Origin of the sequence: Microbacterium sp. SORGH_AS_0969 (assembly GCF_030818255.1) — a bacterium.
In the GTDB taxonomy this organism is placed as follows: Bacteria; Actinomycetota; Actinomycetes; order Actinomycetales; family Microbacteriaceae; genus Microbacterium.
Genome location: NZ_JAUTAG010000001.1, coordinates 2,078,384 through 2,092,447, shown reverse-complemented (window position 1 = coordinate 2,092,447; position 14,064 = coordinate 2,078,384). Strand labels below are relative to the sequence as shown.

The window sequence follows — 14,064 nt, the reverse complement described above, 5'->3', positions numbered from 1 at the left end:
GTTCCTCCCCGGGCGGCCACGCCCCTCGTGCACGCCTTCGCTCAGCGTGGCACGCCGGGACTCACGGGGGTCGGTCGATCCTTCGAGGGTGGACGAACGGGACCGCGCCGTGACGGGAACTGATGAGCCACCTATGAATCACGAAAAGATAACGCCGACCTCTTCCCCTCCGTTATCTCACCGTTATAGAGTGCTCGCACGGTAGTTGTTTTGCTGTGGCGACTACCGGCATGTGATTGCAGGACACTCTGGTGCAGAGAATGGGCCGGTCGAGTTTCTCGGCCGGCCCTTCTTCTGTTTCTCGCCCGTTTCCCGCCACCGCCAAGACGATGCAACGCGGGAGGATGAGGGAGTGAACGACGCAGATCTCACCGAACCCGACGGACGCCTCGTGCTCGTGCGCCACGGCGAGACCGAGTGGAGCCGCACCGGCCGCCACACCGGGCTCACCGACATCCCCCTCACCGAGACGGGCGCCTACAAGGCCGAGCTCGCGGGGACACTCCTCGCGACGCGCCGCTTCGACCTGGTGCTCACGAGCCCCCTCCAGCGCGCGGTGGAGACCGCAACCCGAGCCGGCTACCCCGACGCACAGCTGGAGCCGCGGCTGGTCGAGTGGGACTACGGCGCCTACGAGGGGCTGACGACACCCGAGATCATCGAGCAGCTGGGCCACCCCTGGACCATCTGGCAGGCGGGCGCTCCCGCCGGTGCCACTCCGGGCGAGAGCATCGAGCAGGTCACTGCGCGTGCGGCATCCCTTCTCGACGACCTCCGTCCGCGCCTTGAGAACGGCGAACAGATCCTCGTGTTCTCGCACGCGCACTTCCTCCGCGCCCTCGCGGGGGTGTGGCTCGGCCTGACCGCCGCCGGCGGGCGGTACTTCGTGCTCGGCACCTCAGCCGTGAGCGAGCTGGGCTTCGAGCACGGTAACGCTGTCATCACGCAGTGGAACCACGTGCGCGGGCGCTGAAGCCGGTGCCGCCGTAAGCAGACATCGCGACTTATCCGGCTACCGCGCACCCTCGTCCGAGAACGCCCTGATCTCTGCGGGCGCCCACTTCGGCCACTCCGCCGAGCCGATAAGGGCGCCGTGCCGGATCCGCGCACACAAACGGAAGGGCGCGGCCGGTTGCGAGTTGTCGAACAGATCCATCGCATCCGCGAGTGCGGCCGCCTCGACGACGTGCGGCCACAGCCGCTCGAATCGAGCGCGAACCTTCTCCTCCGGGACATCGTGCTCACCAGCGAGGACTCGGTCGCCCACACGCTGCACGGCCAGATCTACCGGCACCATCATCACGTGTACATGGGTGGTGAAACCGTGGCTCGCGGCGCGTCGGAGCAGATCGAGCTTGCTGGAGTGCGAGAACACCGTCTCGGCGATGAACGACTGCCCGCGCGCAATCATCTCGTTACGTTGCTGTTCGGCTATTCGAGCCGCGCGACGCGCATTCTCCATTTGAGCGTCGGGCCATCGACGTCTCGCGATGTTGTCAGCATTGACGAACGGCAACGAGACGTTCGCTGGCTGCGAGGGGTACAGCACGTCATGGACGTAGGTCGACTTGCCGGAGCCGTTCGGCCCGACAAGGAGGTGGAGGTGCGGCATCAGCCGCGACGCTGATGGACGAGGACGTTGCCGTCTCCATCCGCTTCGGAGTACTGCCGCCCCGAGCGCTCGAACTCTTCGACGTAGTTGAGAGACGCGCGCTGAACGGCGGCCGCTTCCTCCCACGCATGCAGGACATCCGCCCGTTCCCGCTCACTCAGTTCGTCGAACGAAGGCTGCCGCGGCGCGGTGCCCTTCGCCGGAAAGCCCTTCTTGGAGGCACCCACGCGGACCCGAACAATCGGCTTCGTCGCTTCGATCACCCCGTCGACACTATGCCGGACACGCTCACCCCGACCGAGCTTGACCGCTCCGAGACCCACTCGCGGGCGGTAGCGACCCTTGCCTCGGATCTCGACGATGTCACCCGCGGGCACCTTACGCTCGACGCCGTCGATCTCGACGACGACATACTCGACGCGATCGACGCTCTGACGGTGGACACGGTCGCGAGCCGCGTCCGCCGTCGATCTCCGCAAGCCCATGAATCAACTGTATCACCGGCGCTTTTTCAGGGACCGGTCGCGCCGGGCCGCGGAGTCCGACGCATCTTCTCTCCGATCTCGGCAGCAGAGTCACAAGAAGATAACGCCGCCCCCTTCCCTTCCGTTATCTCACCGTTATAGAGTGCTCGCACGGTAGTTGTTTTGCTGTGGCAGCTACCGACATGTGATTGCAGGACACTCTTGGTGCAGGGACAAGGGCCGGTCGGAAGCCTCTCCGACCGGCCCTTACTCTTTTTCCCCGCCCCGCGTCGACCTCGCCGCACGACCGATGCGTCCCTCTATCGTGGAGACATGACCGATCGCCGCCTCGCCGTCCAGGCCTGGGAGAGCCTTTTCCGGGCGCAGCACGAGGTCTTCGAAGAACTGCGATCGGACTTCGAGGGGACCGACCTGACGCAGGCCGAGTACGACGTGCTCCTCACGGTCACCCGCGCCCCCGAGATGACCGCGCGTCTGCGCGACGTCACGGGCAACATGCTGATCAGCCAGCCGAGCGTCTCGCGCCTCGTCGAGCGCATGGTCGCTCGCGACCTCCTCACGAAGTGCGCCGACCCCGAAGACGGACGCGGCTCACTCGTCACCGCGACCGAAGCTGGCGCCGTGATGTTCCGAAAGATCGCCGCCGCCCACGGGCGTTCGATCGCCGACCGGATGGCCCGCCTCGACGACGACGAGCTCGCGCAGCTGCACGCGCTGACCGCGAAGCTCCGCGGCGAGCGCTGACCCGATCGGCCCCACCGCGCCTGGCGGCCTCACGACCACCCGGAGGGCGCAGCCGCGTCAGCACTCAATGACGTTGACCGCGAGGCCGCCTTCGCTCGTCTCCTTGTACTTGGTCGACATGTCGATGCCGGTCTGACGCATCGTCTCGACGACGGCGTCCAGCGACACGTAGTGCGAGCCGTCTCCGCGCAGCGCCAGACGTGCCGCGGTCACGGCGGTCGACGCGGCGATCGCGTTGCGCTCGATGCACGGGATCTGTACGAGCCCGCCCACCGGGTCACAGGTGAGCCCGAGGTGGTGCTCCATGGCGATCTCGGCGGCGTTCTCGATCTGGCGGTTCGTTCCGCCCATCACGGCCGTCAGACCACCGGCGGCCATCGCGCAGGCGGATCCGACCTCGGCCTGGCATCCACCCTCGGCGCCCGAGATCGACGCGTTGGCCTTGAACAGCGAGCCGAGCGCCGTCGCGGTCAGCAGGAATCGACGGATGCCACGGCGTCGATTCGCCTCGGCCACGTCGCCGTCGTCCCACCCGGCGACCTCGCCGCGCGTCACGGCGTGACCGTCGTAACCGAGCAGCGCGCTCCCGACCAACTCGCCGTACGGGGTGACAGCATTGCCGGCACCGAGGCCGGAGTCGGCGAGGAACCGCCACCAGTACATCGCCACGGCCGGCAGGATGCCCGCGGCGCCGTTCGTCGGCGCCGTCACGACGCGCCCTCCGGCCGCGTTCTCTTCGTTCACGGCGAGCGCGAACGCCCCGAGCCACTCTCCCGGCAGCTCGCGGTGCCCCTCGGCTTCGATCTCTTCGAGCTGTTGCCGGATCACCGCCGCGCGGCGCTTGACCTTCAGGATGCCGGGAAGCAGACCGTCGTGCTCGAGTCCGGCGTTGACGCAGGCGGCCATGGCATCCCAGATCCGGTCGAGGCCGGCGGCGATCTCTTCGTCGGAGCGCAGGGCCTCTTCGTTGCGACGTGCCGCCTCGGCGATCGTGATGCCCTGCTCGTCGCACAGCTCGATGAGGGTGGCCGCGTCATCGAATGCGAGCGGGAAGGGTGCGGCCGCCACGCGAGCGGGCTCGCCCTCGCGCCGGATGAACCCGCCTCCGATCGAGTAGTAGGTGTCTTCCGCAATCACGTGGTCGCGGACGTCGCGCGCAACGAGGGTCATGGCGTTGGGGTGGCCGGGCAGACGTCTCCGTGGCTCGAGCGAGATGTCGGCCTTCTGGAAGCGGACCGCGTGCGACCCGGCGAGCGGGAGCCGACGCCCGTCGGGCCAGTCCACCCACAGGCGCCGGACCGCATCCGGGTCGACGGTCTCGGGATCCCAGCCGTGCAACCCGGCGACGACGGCGTCGGGCGTCCCGTGACCGATACCGGTCGCGCCGAGCGAGCCGTAGAGGTAGCAGGAGACATAGGCCACGCGGCCCAGGATGCCGTCGCTCTCGAGTCGTGTGGCGAACTGGAGGGCGGCCTTCATGGGGCCGACGGTGTGGGAGCTCGAGGGTCCGATCCCGATGGAGAACAGCTCGAACGCGGAGGTGTAAGCGCTCATTCGGCCAGCGTACGTCCCGCCCCGTCCGGACACCCCGTCGTCACCCTCGCGCCACGCCCGGGATGCACGCCGTTCCGAGCCGATTAGACGTCGCCGCCGGTCGCGACTATGCTAGACCACGGCCTGCGCGCCGTTTCGCGCGGAGGCCCTGCGCCCGTAGCTCAATGGATAGAGCATCTGACTACGGATCAGAAGGTTAGGGGTTCGAGTCCCTTCGGGCGCACACTGTGTTGAGACAGTAAGAGGTCCGGTTCGGAAGTTTTTCCGACCGGGCCTCGTCTCATTTCCGGCCCAACGGGCGAGCTTCAGCCCCGCTCCCAATCCGCTACCAACCAGTCGCTGATCGCCGCCATTCTCTTCCCCGCGGCGAGGTGCCTTTCGGTCGCGCGCCATTCCTCGAACGCCGCGCGGTCGACGAACGTCCCGTCCTCGACGATCATGCGCCCTTTACGCGTATCCAGCGACAGCGCGACATCCCACGAGAGAATGCCGGGCCACTCCCCCACCGCCCTCAGCTCGGCGATGGCCACCGAAACGTCCGGGTCCGCGACATCGTCACGGACCCGGAACAAAACGACGTGCCGGAACACCTACTGGCGCAGCGCGCCGACGTGGTCGCGGTACCAGGCGACGGTGCGCTCCATGCCCTCTTCGAGCGAGATCTTCGCGGTCCAGCCGGCCTCGGCCAGCTTCGAGACGTCGAGGAGCTTCTGCGGAGTGCCGTCGGGCTTCGAGGTGTCCCACTCGGTCTCGCCCTCGAAGCCGGTGACGCGCGCGATCGTCTCGGCGATCTCGCGGATCGTCACGTCCGACCCCGTGCCCACGTTGACCTGGTCGGGTCCGTCGTAGTGCTCGAGTAGGTGCAGGCACGCGTCGGCCATGTCATCAGCGTGCAGGAACTCACGGCGCGGCGTTCCCGTGCCCCAGTTCGTGACGCTCTCAGCCCCGGACTGCGCCGCCTCGTCATAGCGACGAATCAGCGCCGGGAGCACGTGCGAGCCCTGCGGCGAGAAGTTGTCATTCGGACCGTAGAGGTTCGTCGGCATCGCGCTGATCCACGGCAGACCGTACTGGCGGCGCACGGCCTGGGTCTGCAGGATGCCGGCGATCTTGGCGATCGCGTACGCGTCGTTCGTCGGCTCGAGGTGGCCCGTGAGGAGCGAGTCCTCACGGATGGGCTGCTCCGCGAACTTCGGGTAGATGCATGACGACCCCAGGAACAGCACGCGCTCCACGTCACTCGCGAGAGCCGCGTCGAGCACATTGACCTGGATGCGCATGTTGTCGCTGAGGAAGTCGACCGGGTACGTCGAGTTCGCCAGGATGCCACCGACCTTCGCCGCAGCCAACACGAGGTACTTCGGCTTGATCTCTCCGACGTAGGAGAAGACGGCGTCGCGGTCTTTCAGATCGAGTTCCGCCGAGGTCTTTCCGACGATGTTGTCGAAACCTGCCGCCTCGAGCCGTCGGACGATCGCCGATCCCACGAGCCCCCGGTGTCCGGCGACGTAGAACGTCGCATCGCGGTCCAGTTCGTGCGGGGTGTAGCTCACGCCGTCAACAGCGGTACTCACGCACGCGCCCCCAACAGCTCCGCGTTGCTCCACGTCGGAAGCGACACCGTGTCGATCCACTCGGGGCCTTTCTCGAGAGCGGTGATATCGGCGTCTACCATGATCCTCGCGAGTTCGTCACCGCGCACCGAAGGCACCCAGCCGAGCTTGTCGGCAGCCTTGGTGGGGTCGCCGATCAGGGCGTCGACCTCGGTGGGCCGCAGGTAGCGCTCGTCAAACTTGACGAACTCCTGCCAGTCGAGGCCCACGTGCCCGAACGACGTCTCGAGGAACTCGCGGATCGTGTAGCCCACACCGGTGGCGAGGACGAAGTCCTCCGGGGTGTCGGCCTGCAGAATGCGCCACATGCCCTCGACGTACTCTGCGGCGTACCCCCAGTCGCGGATCGAGTCGAGGTTGCCGAGGTAGAGGTCGTTCTGCAGTCCAGCCTTGATACGGGCGACGGCGCGCGTGATCTTGCGCGTGACGAAGGTCTCACCTCGACGCGGCGATTCGTGATTGAACAGGATGCCGTTGACCGCGAACATGTCGTACGCCTCGCGGTAGTTCTTGGTGATCCAGTAGCTGTACAGCTTGGCGGCCGCGTAGGGAGAGCGCGGGTAGAACGGCGTCTCCTCGTTCTGCGGAGGCGGCGTCGCACCGTAGAGCTCCGACGTAGAGGCCTGGTAGTACTTCGTGTCGATTCCCGACAGGCGGACGGCCTCAAGGAGGCGGATCGTCCCGGTGCCTGTCGTGTCAGCGGTGTGCTCGGGCTCATCGAACGACACGCGCACGTGCGACTGCGCGGCGAGGTTGTAGACCTCGTCGGGGTTGATCTCCGACATCAGCGTGACGAGTCGCGCGCCGTCGGAAAGGTCGCCGTAGTGCAGGAAGAGCTTGGCGTTCGGGTCGTGCGGATCGACGTAGAGGTGATCGATGCGATGAGTGTTGAAAGTGGAGGCCCGCCGGACGATGCCATGGACCTCATACCCCTTCGCCAGAAGGAGTTCGGCCAGGTAGGAGCCGTCTTGACCGGTGATGCCTGTGATGAGAGCGCGTTTTGTCACGTTTTTCCGCCATTCGGGAAGCGAGAAAGAGAGTTAAACCGGAGTCTTCACGGCGGCTTCGGCGGTCAGATCCGCGAGCAGACTATCGAATCGCTCGATAGCAAATGTTTCATTCAGCACGGTCTCTTTGTAACGTTTCCCGTTCTCGCCCATCCGTAGCCCCTCCTCGGGGTCTGCAGCGAGTGAGATTGCACCTTCGAGAAGGGCTTCCGGGTCGCCCGCGGCAACGGTCATCCCGGCGTCGGCGTTGTGCACTTCTTGGGCTGTGATGCCCAGTGCATCGGTGGCCGCGAGAACCGGCCGACCCGACGTGAAGTACGACGTCAACTTGCTCGGCACGCACATTTCCGCAACGCCCGGTAGCTCATTCACCAACAACATGTCGGCGGACTGCAGGATGGCGGCGAACGCGGCGTCATCGAGGGGCGGCAGAAGCTCGGTCGTCGTGGGTTCTCCTGCGATGCGCGCGGCCAGCTCCTCGCGCTGGGAGCCTTTTCCGACCAGCACGAAACGTACGCGTTCACCGCGCTGGTGGGCCAGTCGACCGGCATCGACGACGTGGTGAAGTCCCTGCTTGCTCCCCATGTTTCCCGTGTGCAGTACCACCGTTTCGTCGTCGCCCCATCCGTAGGACGCCCGAACTGCAGCCACATCGACGCGAGAAGGCGCTGTCACGTGCGTCCAGTTCCTGATGACGGCGATGCGCTCGAGCGCCACTCCAAAGTCGGCATGCACTCGATCCGCGAACCGATCGTGGATGACGACGACCATGGTGGCTGAGCGCAACAGCCAGCGCTCGAGCCCGCGAATGACGCGTTCTGACAGACCGCCGCCGCGGCCCATTTCCGTCATGCCGATGCCGTAGAGATCCTGCACCCAGACGACAAAGGGGGTATTACGGTGCGACAGTAATGAACGAGCACGGACGAGAACAGACGAGATCAAAGCTGGCGAAACCGCGACGATCGCCGACGGCTGGCCCCACCGAACGAAAATCTGCCGCAGTCCGAACGTGGCTTCCGAGAGGGCACGCGGCAACGACGAAGGCTGCCCAGGAACGAAATGCCGCAGTCGATGCACGTCGACACCTTGAATCCGTTCGCTGCGCGACCACTGCCCGTAACCTGGCGTGATCTTCCAATCCGGATAATGAGGGTGCGCCACGATGGCCCGAACCTCGTGGCCCTGCCGCGTCAGGCCCTCGGCCATGGCACCGGTGTACGGGGAAATTCCCGTAGTCTCCGGGGGATAGTTCAGCCCGAAGAAGAGCGTTCGCGGTGGGTTCACGGGACAGAGAATACCGCCGCGACCGTTACGACACAGTTACAGGAAAGGGACCACCGTGAGCGACATTCCGGTGATCGATCTTTCAAAGGCCCCCGGCGAGCGTGCGGCCTGGGATAGACCAGCCTGGCAGGTGTATCTGTGGGCGATTTGCGAGCTGATTTTCATAACAAATCCATGGCAAATCAGCTCCAGCCTGCGAGTCCGCGTGCTTCGAGCGTTCGGCGCAGAAATCGGAAGCGGCGTCGTCTTCCGACCGCGAACGCGAGTCAAGTTCCCGTGGAAGCTGCACATCGGCGATCGGTCTTGGATCGGTGAGGGCGTTTGGTTTCACAATCAGGACCATATTTACGTTGGACACGATGTTGTGATCTCGCAAGAGTCCTTCCTCAGCACCGGCAGCCACGCCCACCGCCGAGATATGGCCCTTCTAACGCGACCAGTTAACGTCGCAGACGGCGTCTGGATTACATCTCGCTGCATCGTTCTCGGAGGCTCGCACGTCGGCCGCTCTGCTCTCATCACACCAAATTCCGTGGTGTCTGGGGACGTTCCGCCCGAAACGATATTCGGCGCGAGCCCCAGCACTGCTCAGGGGCGACGGTTCGGTGGTACACGTCCGTCATGAGAATCTTGCATCTAGTTGCATACGTCTCGCCAGACGGCTCGTATGGAGGACCAACCCGGGTAGCCCTCACTCAAGCAGCCGCGCTTGCGCGTCAAGGACACTCTGTCACCATCATGGCCGGCGCACCTGTCGCGAGGCCAAAGGTGAGCGTCGAGAACGGCGTGGAGATACGCCTGTATCCAGCACGATTCCTCGCGGGCAAGGGCAAGTTCGCGTTCTTGGTGTCACCAAAGCTTCTGAAGGCAGTTTCGAAGTCTCACTTCGATGTGGCGCACATTCACCTGTCACGGGACTTACTCGTGCTCCCAGCCGCGGTGCTGGCCAAGCTGCGGCGAATACCCTATGTGGTACAACCCCACGGGATGCTCTTGAAATCTGCGCGCCCCCTGGCTCTCGCGCTCGACTTCGTGTCGACGAGAGCACTCCTTGTCGGTGCGTCTCGCGTGCTCACTCTCACGTCCGCAGAAGAGCAGGAGATCTTACGGATCGCGCCCGAGGCGCGGACTGCTTCAGTTGTGAACGGCATCGAATTGGGCGAGCTCCCAAAATATGAGGGGAGAAAGAATCTCGTCCTCTTCCTCGCACGATTGCAAGAACGTAAACGTCCGTTGGCTTTTGTCGAGATGGCCGCGCGCCTTAAGCGAGATTGGCCGGCGGTCGATTTTGTGTTGTACGGCCCGGACGAGGGGCAGGCAGAAGCTGTTGTCCGAGCGTGCGCGGCTGCCTCACCCGACGGATCGGTCCGGTGGGACGGCCCCGTCGCCCCTGAGCACACGGACGGACTACTTTCCAACGCCCTTGTATCCGTGCTCCCGTCGCACGGTGAGGTCTTCCCCATGTCGATGCTCGAAGCGTTTCGCAACGGCACGCCCGTCGTGGGCACGGATTCCCTCGGGATCGCGGAGGAGTGCCGTCGTTACGGTGCCGCGCTCATCACCGACGGAACAGTCGAGGAATTGGCCGAAGCCGTAGATTCGGTGTTGCGCTCCGGCTGTGTCGCCGAAAGCCTTCGAAGAGGCGCGTTCGACTACATCTCCCAGCAGTTGAACGTCGACGATGTCGCAAGAATGCTTGGTGATCACTACCGAAGCGCGACGAGTGAAGACGGCAGCAAGGGGACGCCAACATGACGCGCACTTGCCGCGCCAGCTACTGCTTGGGCAGCCGGGCGACAAACGTCCGTACATCACGACGGGTCGAAATTTGAAGAAAGTATGTATCGTCCAGCCATACGTGCCCACCTATCGCGTCGCCTTCTTCGAGCAACTGTCGGAGAGTTTGCGTGCGCTTGGCATAAGTATCCGAGTGGTTGCGGGCAGACCTGATGCAGCCCAAGCGAAGCGCGGCGACGCGGTAATGCCGGAGTGGCTCACGACTGTCGATCACCGTGCAGTATCCGTCCGGGGCAGGTCGCTCGTCATGGACACCACACGCCGCCACTGGCAGGACTGCGAGTCCATCATTCTCCCCCTGATGGGGAGTTCCGTCGGGACCTACGAGGCTCTGCTCCGAAGCGGGTCACGATCCGTAGGCCTGTGGGGTCACGTCGCGCCGTACGTCTCGGCTGGCAATCGTCTAGACCTTGCCCTGGAACGCTGGCAGATGAAGCGCGCCAACCGGATATTCGCCTACACGAGAGGCGGGCTGAGCTACGCCACGAATTGCGGGGTACCGGAGGACAAGATCACGGTAGTGAACAACTCTCTGGACACGTCAGAACTTGAGCGTCTGCGGAAACACGTACACTCACGGCAACGAGATCCGTACCTCGTCTATATTGGCGGCCTCGACCAGAGCAAGCGAATCGATCTCATCGCCGATTCACTTGAGATTCTGCACGACCGAGGCATTCCCGTTCACGTAAAGGTGGCAGGTAGAGGGCCACAGGCAAATCTTCTCGACACCGCGGTGTCCCGCGGGCAGGTAGAGATGGTCGGGTACGTCGCCGGAGAACAAAAGGCTCGACTGATCCTCGAGAGTGGGGGGATTCTTGTGCCCGGTCGCGTCGGCCTCGTCGCTGTGGAGGCGCTCGCCGCCGCTCGCCCCATCCTGACCACTCGACACTCGCAACACGCACCCGAGATCGAGTACCTGACCGAGGGACTGAGCATGTACTCATCGCTTAACGCCGCGCAGCCATACGCGGATCTACTCGCGAGATTTGTCCAGGACCGACCGCAGACGGCTCCAATTCACGAACACCCGAAACTGGAAGCCATGGTCCACAACTTCGCGGACGGCGTCGTTAAGTTGCTGAACGAAGCGCGGTGAGAATCTTTGAGAACGACAGACACGCGTCGACTTGTAGTGAGCGAGCAAGCGGCCTCCGGCCACAGACTGGATTATGTCTCCATCCTCTCGTCTGAGGCCTCGAAGAATGGTACGGCCACACTCCTACTCACCTCCCCTGAAGCACAGAACTCGCCCGAATTCGCGCGACTACTGAGTCGGACAGCGGAATTCCGACCATCAGAAGTTCAAGCGACACTTTCTTTCTCATCCACGCTTCGCAGCCAACTCAGCAGTACGCTTACCTCGCTGCGTTGCGCAAAAAAGAACACGGCAACGCTGATTATTCCGAACGTTGATGAGAAGCTCGTCCCCCTGCTTCTTCTTCGACCATTCTTTCCAAGGCAAAGTGTACGCGGAATTGTGATGCGAAGGCCCGAGGCAGAAGATCACAGCTTGTTTGCAACGATCAAAAAACTACTGATCGGGCTGCTCCGGAGGACGAGGGTGGAACTTCACACCCTCGTGAGCCCCTTCGACCCGAGTGTCAGTAGGTGGGATCTAATAGACCCGAGCGGCCTCATCCCGCTATCGCTCGACGACACAAGCATAAGCAGAGCGTCATCAGATTTCTCGACCTGGAAGAACACCGATGCCAGACCCGTCGTGGGAATTATCGGAGTTCTGAATGATAGAAAGTCGGTACTTGAGACCATCGACGCATTGAAGTTTGGGGAGAACCGCAAATTGTTCCGGCTCCTGATTGCAGGGCAGCCCTCATCCCCAGACTTCGCAAATGAAATTAGGGCTCGCGCAACGGGAATATCCAACGACGATCTGCTGATGGTTGCACGCGGACTGTCGGATCAGGAGCTCGAACTCGCGCTTAACACAACCGACATATTGGCACTCATGTACACGAATGAGCTCGGAAGCAGCGGACTCCTAACCCACGGACTGAGCCGCGGGCTGCGCATCGTTGGCTTGCGCAATATAGCTGTCAATCGGGCGATCGACATGTACAAGGTAGGCGCAATAGCTGAAACCACACAGCCGGAGTCTATTTCTTCTGCGATAACCAGCGCGAAGAAGATTGACCCCACTGGGGCTTCAGTATTTCCCAACGTTCGGCAGCTGTGCGAGAGTCAGTGGTCGCAGCTAGCGAACGCGTAGGAGAAGCTCGTGATTAAACGATTCTCAATCTCCGTCGGAGGCAGGATTGTTGCGGCAATCCTTCAGATTTTTGTGGTTGCACTTACTGCGCGATCACTTGGAGTCGAAGAATTTGGCATATTCGCTAGCGTCTCCTCCATCGCACTCGTCACGCTCGCACTTTTTGACCTAGGGGCCGGGATTCGGGTACTCCGAATTTCAACCGACCCGGATGGCGGCGGCACTCTCGCCACACTGGCGATACTACGGCTGATTCTGTTCGTTACCATTCCGATTGCAGCCATTGCGATTGTGGGCGGATGGAGTGCAAACGCCCTACTGGCAATCGCTGCTTGCGTCTACGTTGTCGGGGAGTCGCTCGGCGACCTGCTCGTCGGGATTCTGCAGGGGATGAAACGAAGCGGGGTCGCGATGACGACGCTTGTGCTACGTCGCGCGCTTCCTCTGGCGATCATGCTCATCTGGTCATCTCCGCTCGGGGCGCTGACTGCTGTCGCATCGGCCGGCGTACTGGGGTTGGCGACCTTCGTTGCTTTATCAGCACCGCTGTGGAAACGGCCGCGCAGCCCCCTCCGCATCTTGCGCGAGAACTGGTCGCTAGTCGCAAGTGGAGGCGCTGCAAATCTCGCCCAGCTTGATGTGCCCTTAGTCACGCTCGTGGCGGGCGCTGAGGTTGGCGGGTTGTACGCGGCCGCGGTCCGACTATTCAATCCGATCAACCTGCTGATCTCGACGCTTATGCAGATTGTCGTACCAGAACTCTCCTCGATTTCGGAACCTGACCACCGCATGAGCGTTTTCGTGAAGGCTCGCCGCGCCGTGATCATCTTCGCACTAACCCTGGCAGCGGCGTCGCCGCTGGCGCCACTCGCTTTGTCGATTTTCTACGGTTCCGAGTTCTCGGGGGGAGGCCCTGCCGCCGTCGCTGTTTTCCTATCGGCAGCAGTATCGGCGGTCGCGCAGCTGTACCTCTCTTGGTTTTATGCGATTGGTGTACCAACGCGAGTCCCCATCGGCATGCTTATCGCTACCATCGCCGGTCTCGCACTTATAACCGCATTGACAAACTTGGGGATAACCGGATCTGCGATCGGATTGTTCACGATGCACTGTAGTGCAGCTGGAGTCATAGTCCTGTCTTGGCACGCAATGAGAGGCAAACAAGTCAAATGAGAAACTCTACTTTGAGGCGAGACTATTCTCGACTGCGTCCCAACAAAGGGTTTGCGTGGCACAGTCTCATGGCAACTGCGCTCACGAACCCCGGCTTCAAGGCGGTGCTTTTCCTCAGACTCCAACAGTACCTAGTCACCAAAAGTAGTTGGCGACTCGCCGGTATGGTGCGCGCATGGTGCCTCTCCTCAACAGGTGCCGACTTCTCTCCAGGATGTGGCTTCGGACCGGGCCTTGTCATTCAGCACCCGAACGGGATCGTAATCGGGGCTGGCGTAAGAGTCGGTTCCGACTGCACTCTCTTACAACAGGTCACGCTGGGCGAAAGGTATGCGGACGGTTCTGGAGACCATTCCTACCCCGTTGTCGGAGACAACTGTGTCCTGGGCGCCGGAAGCAAGGTGCTCGGAGGAGTGCGGCTTGGGGAGTCTGTGGTGGTCGGCGCGAACTCGGTCGTCTTGACTGACGTTGATAGCGGGTCGACTGCTGTCGGCTCGCCCGCGCGAGTGATTGCACGTCGAACAGAACGGGCCGACCTGCCATGACCGGGAGAGCTAGTGAC

At 63.1% G+C, this 14,064-nt stretch carries 14 protein-coding genes and 1 tRNA gene; 8 read left to right on the top strand and 7 right to left on the bottom strand.

Going from position 1 to position 14,064, the window contains the following annotated elements:
- Positions 1-352 precede the first annotated feature (352 nt).
- Positions 353-973 (top strand): histidine phosphatase family protein, encoded by a 621-nt coding sequence (locus tag QE388_RS09650; protein ID WP_307385003.1) that lies wholly within the window; start codon positions 353-355, stop codon positions 971-973.
- 39 nt (positions 974-1,012) lie between these two features.
- On the opposite strand, the gene QE388_RS09645 is transcribed toward QE388_RS09650, so the two are convergent.
- Both QE388_RS09645 and QE388_RS09640 read right to left on the bottom strand, forming a co-directional pair.
- The gene (locus QE388_RS09645) at positions 1,013-1,612 is read right to left on the bottom strand and encodes an AAA family ATPase (protein ID WP_307385002.1); all 600 of its coding nucleotides are present in this window, start codon (positions 1,610-1,612) and stop codon (positions 1,013-1,015) included.
- Complete coding sequence (locus QE388_RS09640; protein ID WP_307385001.1) at positions 1,612-2,097, bottom strand: hypothetical protein; 486 nt, start codon at positions 2,095-2,097, stop codon at positions 1,612-1,614. Before QE388_RS09640 ends, QE388_RS09645 begins: the two co-directional genes overlap by 1 nt.
- A gap of 312 nt (positions 2,098-2,409) precedes the next feature.
- Here QE388_RS09640 and QE388_RS09635 point away from each other — a divergent pair, with 312 nt between their 5' ends.
- Positions 2,410-2,841, top strand: coding sequence for a MarR family winged helix-turn-helix transcriptional regulator (locus QE388_RS09635; RefSeq protein WP_307385000.1), 432 nt, complete (start codon positions 2,410-2,412; stop codon positions 2,839-2,841).
- Between the two features lie 57 nt (positions 2,842-2,898).
- Here QE388_RS09635 and QE388_RS09630 read toward each other — a convergent pair whose 3' ends face one another.
- The gene (locus tag QE388_RS09630) at positions 2,899-4,395 is read right to left on the bottom strand and encodes an L-serine ammonia-lyase, iron-sulfur-dependent, subunit alpha (RefSeq protein WP_307384998.1); all 1,497 of its coding nucleotides are present in this window, start codon (positions 4,393-4,395) and stop codon (positions 2,899-2,901) included.
- 150 nt (positions 4,396-4,545) lie between these two features.
- Here QE388_RS09630 and QE388_RS09625 point away from each other — a divergent pair.
- Positions 4,546-4,618, top strand: a tRNA-Arg gene (locus QE388_RS09625).
- Positions 4,619-4,700: 82 nt separating this feature from the next.
- Here QE388_RS09625 and QE388_RS09620 read toward each other — a convergent pair.
- Genes QE388_RS09620 through QE388_RS09605 form a run of 4 tightly spaced genes read right to left on the bottom strand, consistent with a single transcriptional unit; the run spans position 4,701 to position 8,302 of the window.
- Positions 4,701-4,985 (bottom strand): Dabb family protein, encoded by a 285-nt coding sequence (locus tag QE388_RS09620; RefSeq protein ID WP_307384996.1) that lies wholly within the window; start codon positions 4,983-4,985, stop codon positions 4,701-4,703.
- Positions 4,986-5,969, bottom strand: a complete 984-nt coding sequence (locus QE388_RS09615) for a GDP-L-fucose synthase (protein ID WP_307384993.1) — start codon at positions 5,967-5,969, stop codon at positions 4,986-4,988.
- On the bottom strand, positions 5,966-7,015 hold the full coding sequence (gene gmd, locus QE388_RS09610) for a GDP-mannose 4,6-dehydratase (protein WP_307384991.1): 1,050 nt from the start codon (positions 7,013-7,015) through the stop codon (positions 5,966-5,968). Before gmd ends, QE388_RS09615 begins: the two co-directional genes overlap by 4 nt.
- A gap of 33 nt (positions 7,016-7,048) precedes the next feature.
- Positions 7,049-8,302 (bottom strand): glycosyltransferase, encoded by a 1,254-nt coding sequence (locus tag QE388_RS09605; RefSeq protein WP_307384989.1) that lies wholly within the window; start codon positions 8,300-8,302, stop codon positions 7,049-7,051.
- A 621-nt stretch (positions 8,303-8,923) separates the two neighbouring features.
- Between QE388_RS09605 and QE388_RS09600 the strand changes: the two genes are divergently transcribed.
- The 5 genes from QE388_RS09600 to QE388_RS18535 all read left to right on the top strand — a co-directional run bounded on the left by QE388_RS09600 (position 8,924) and on the right by QE388_RS18535 (position 14,047).
- On the top strand, positions 8,924-10,057 hold the full coding sequence (locus QE388_RS09600) for a glycosyltransferase (protein ID WP_307384988.1): 1,134 nt from the start codon (positions 8,924-8,926) through the stop codon (positions 10,055-10,057).
- Between the two features lie 103 nt (positions 10,058-10,160).
- Positions 10,161-11,198, top strand: coding sequence for a glycosyltransferase (locus QE388_RS09595; protein ID WP_307384986.1), 1,038 nt, complete (start codon positions 10,161-10,163; stop codon positions 11,196-11,198).
- 414 nt (positions 11,199-11,612) lie between these two features.
- Positions 11,613-12,329, top strand: coding sequence for a hypothetical protein (locus tag QE388_RS09590; protein WP_307384984.1), 717 nt, complete (start codon positions 11,613-11,615; stop codon positions 12,327-12,329).
- A gap of 9 nt (positions 12,330-12,338) precedes the next feature.
- Positions 12,339-13,502 carry a lipopolysaccharide biosynthesis protein gene (locus QE388_RS09585; protein WP_307384983.1) on the top strand — a complete coding sequence of 388 codons (1,164 nt, stop codon included), beginning with the start codon at positions 12,339-12,341 and terminating at the stop codon, positions 13,500-13,502.
- Complete coding sequence (locus QE388_RS18535; RefSeq protein WP_373426612.1) at positions 13,499-14,047, top strand: serine O-acetyltransferase; 549 nt, start codon at positions 13,499-13,501, stop codon at positions 14,045-14,047. Before QE388_RS09585 ends, QE388_RS18535 begins: the two co-directional genes overlap by 4 nt.
- Positions 14,048-14,064 lie beyond the last annotated feature (17 nt).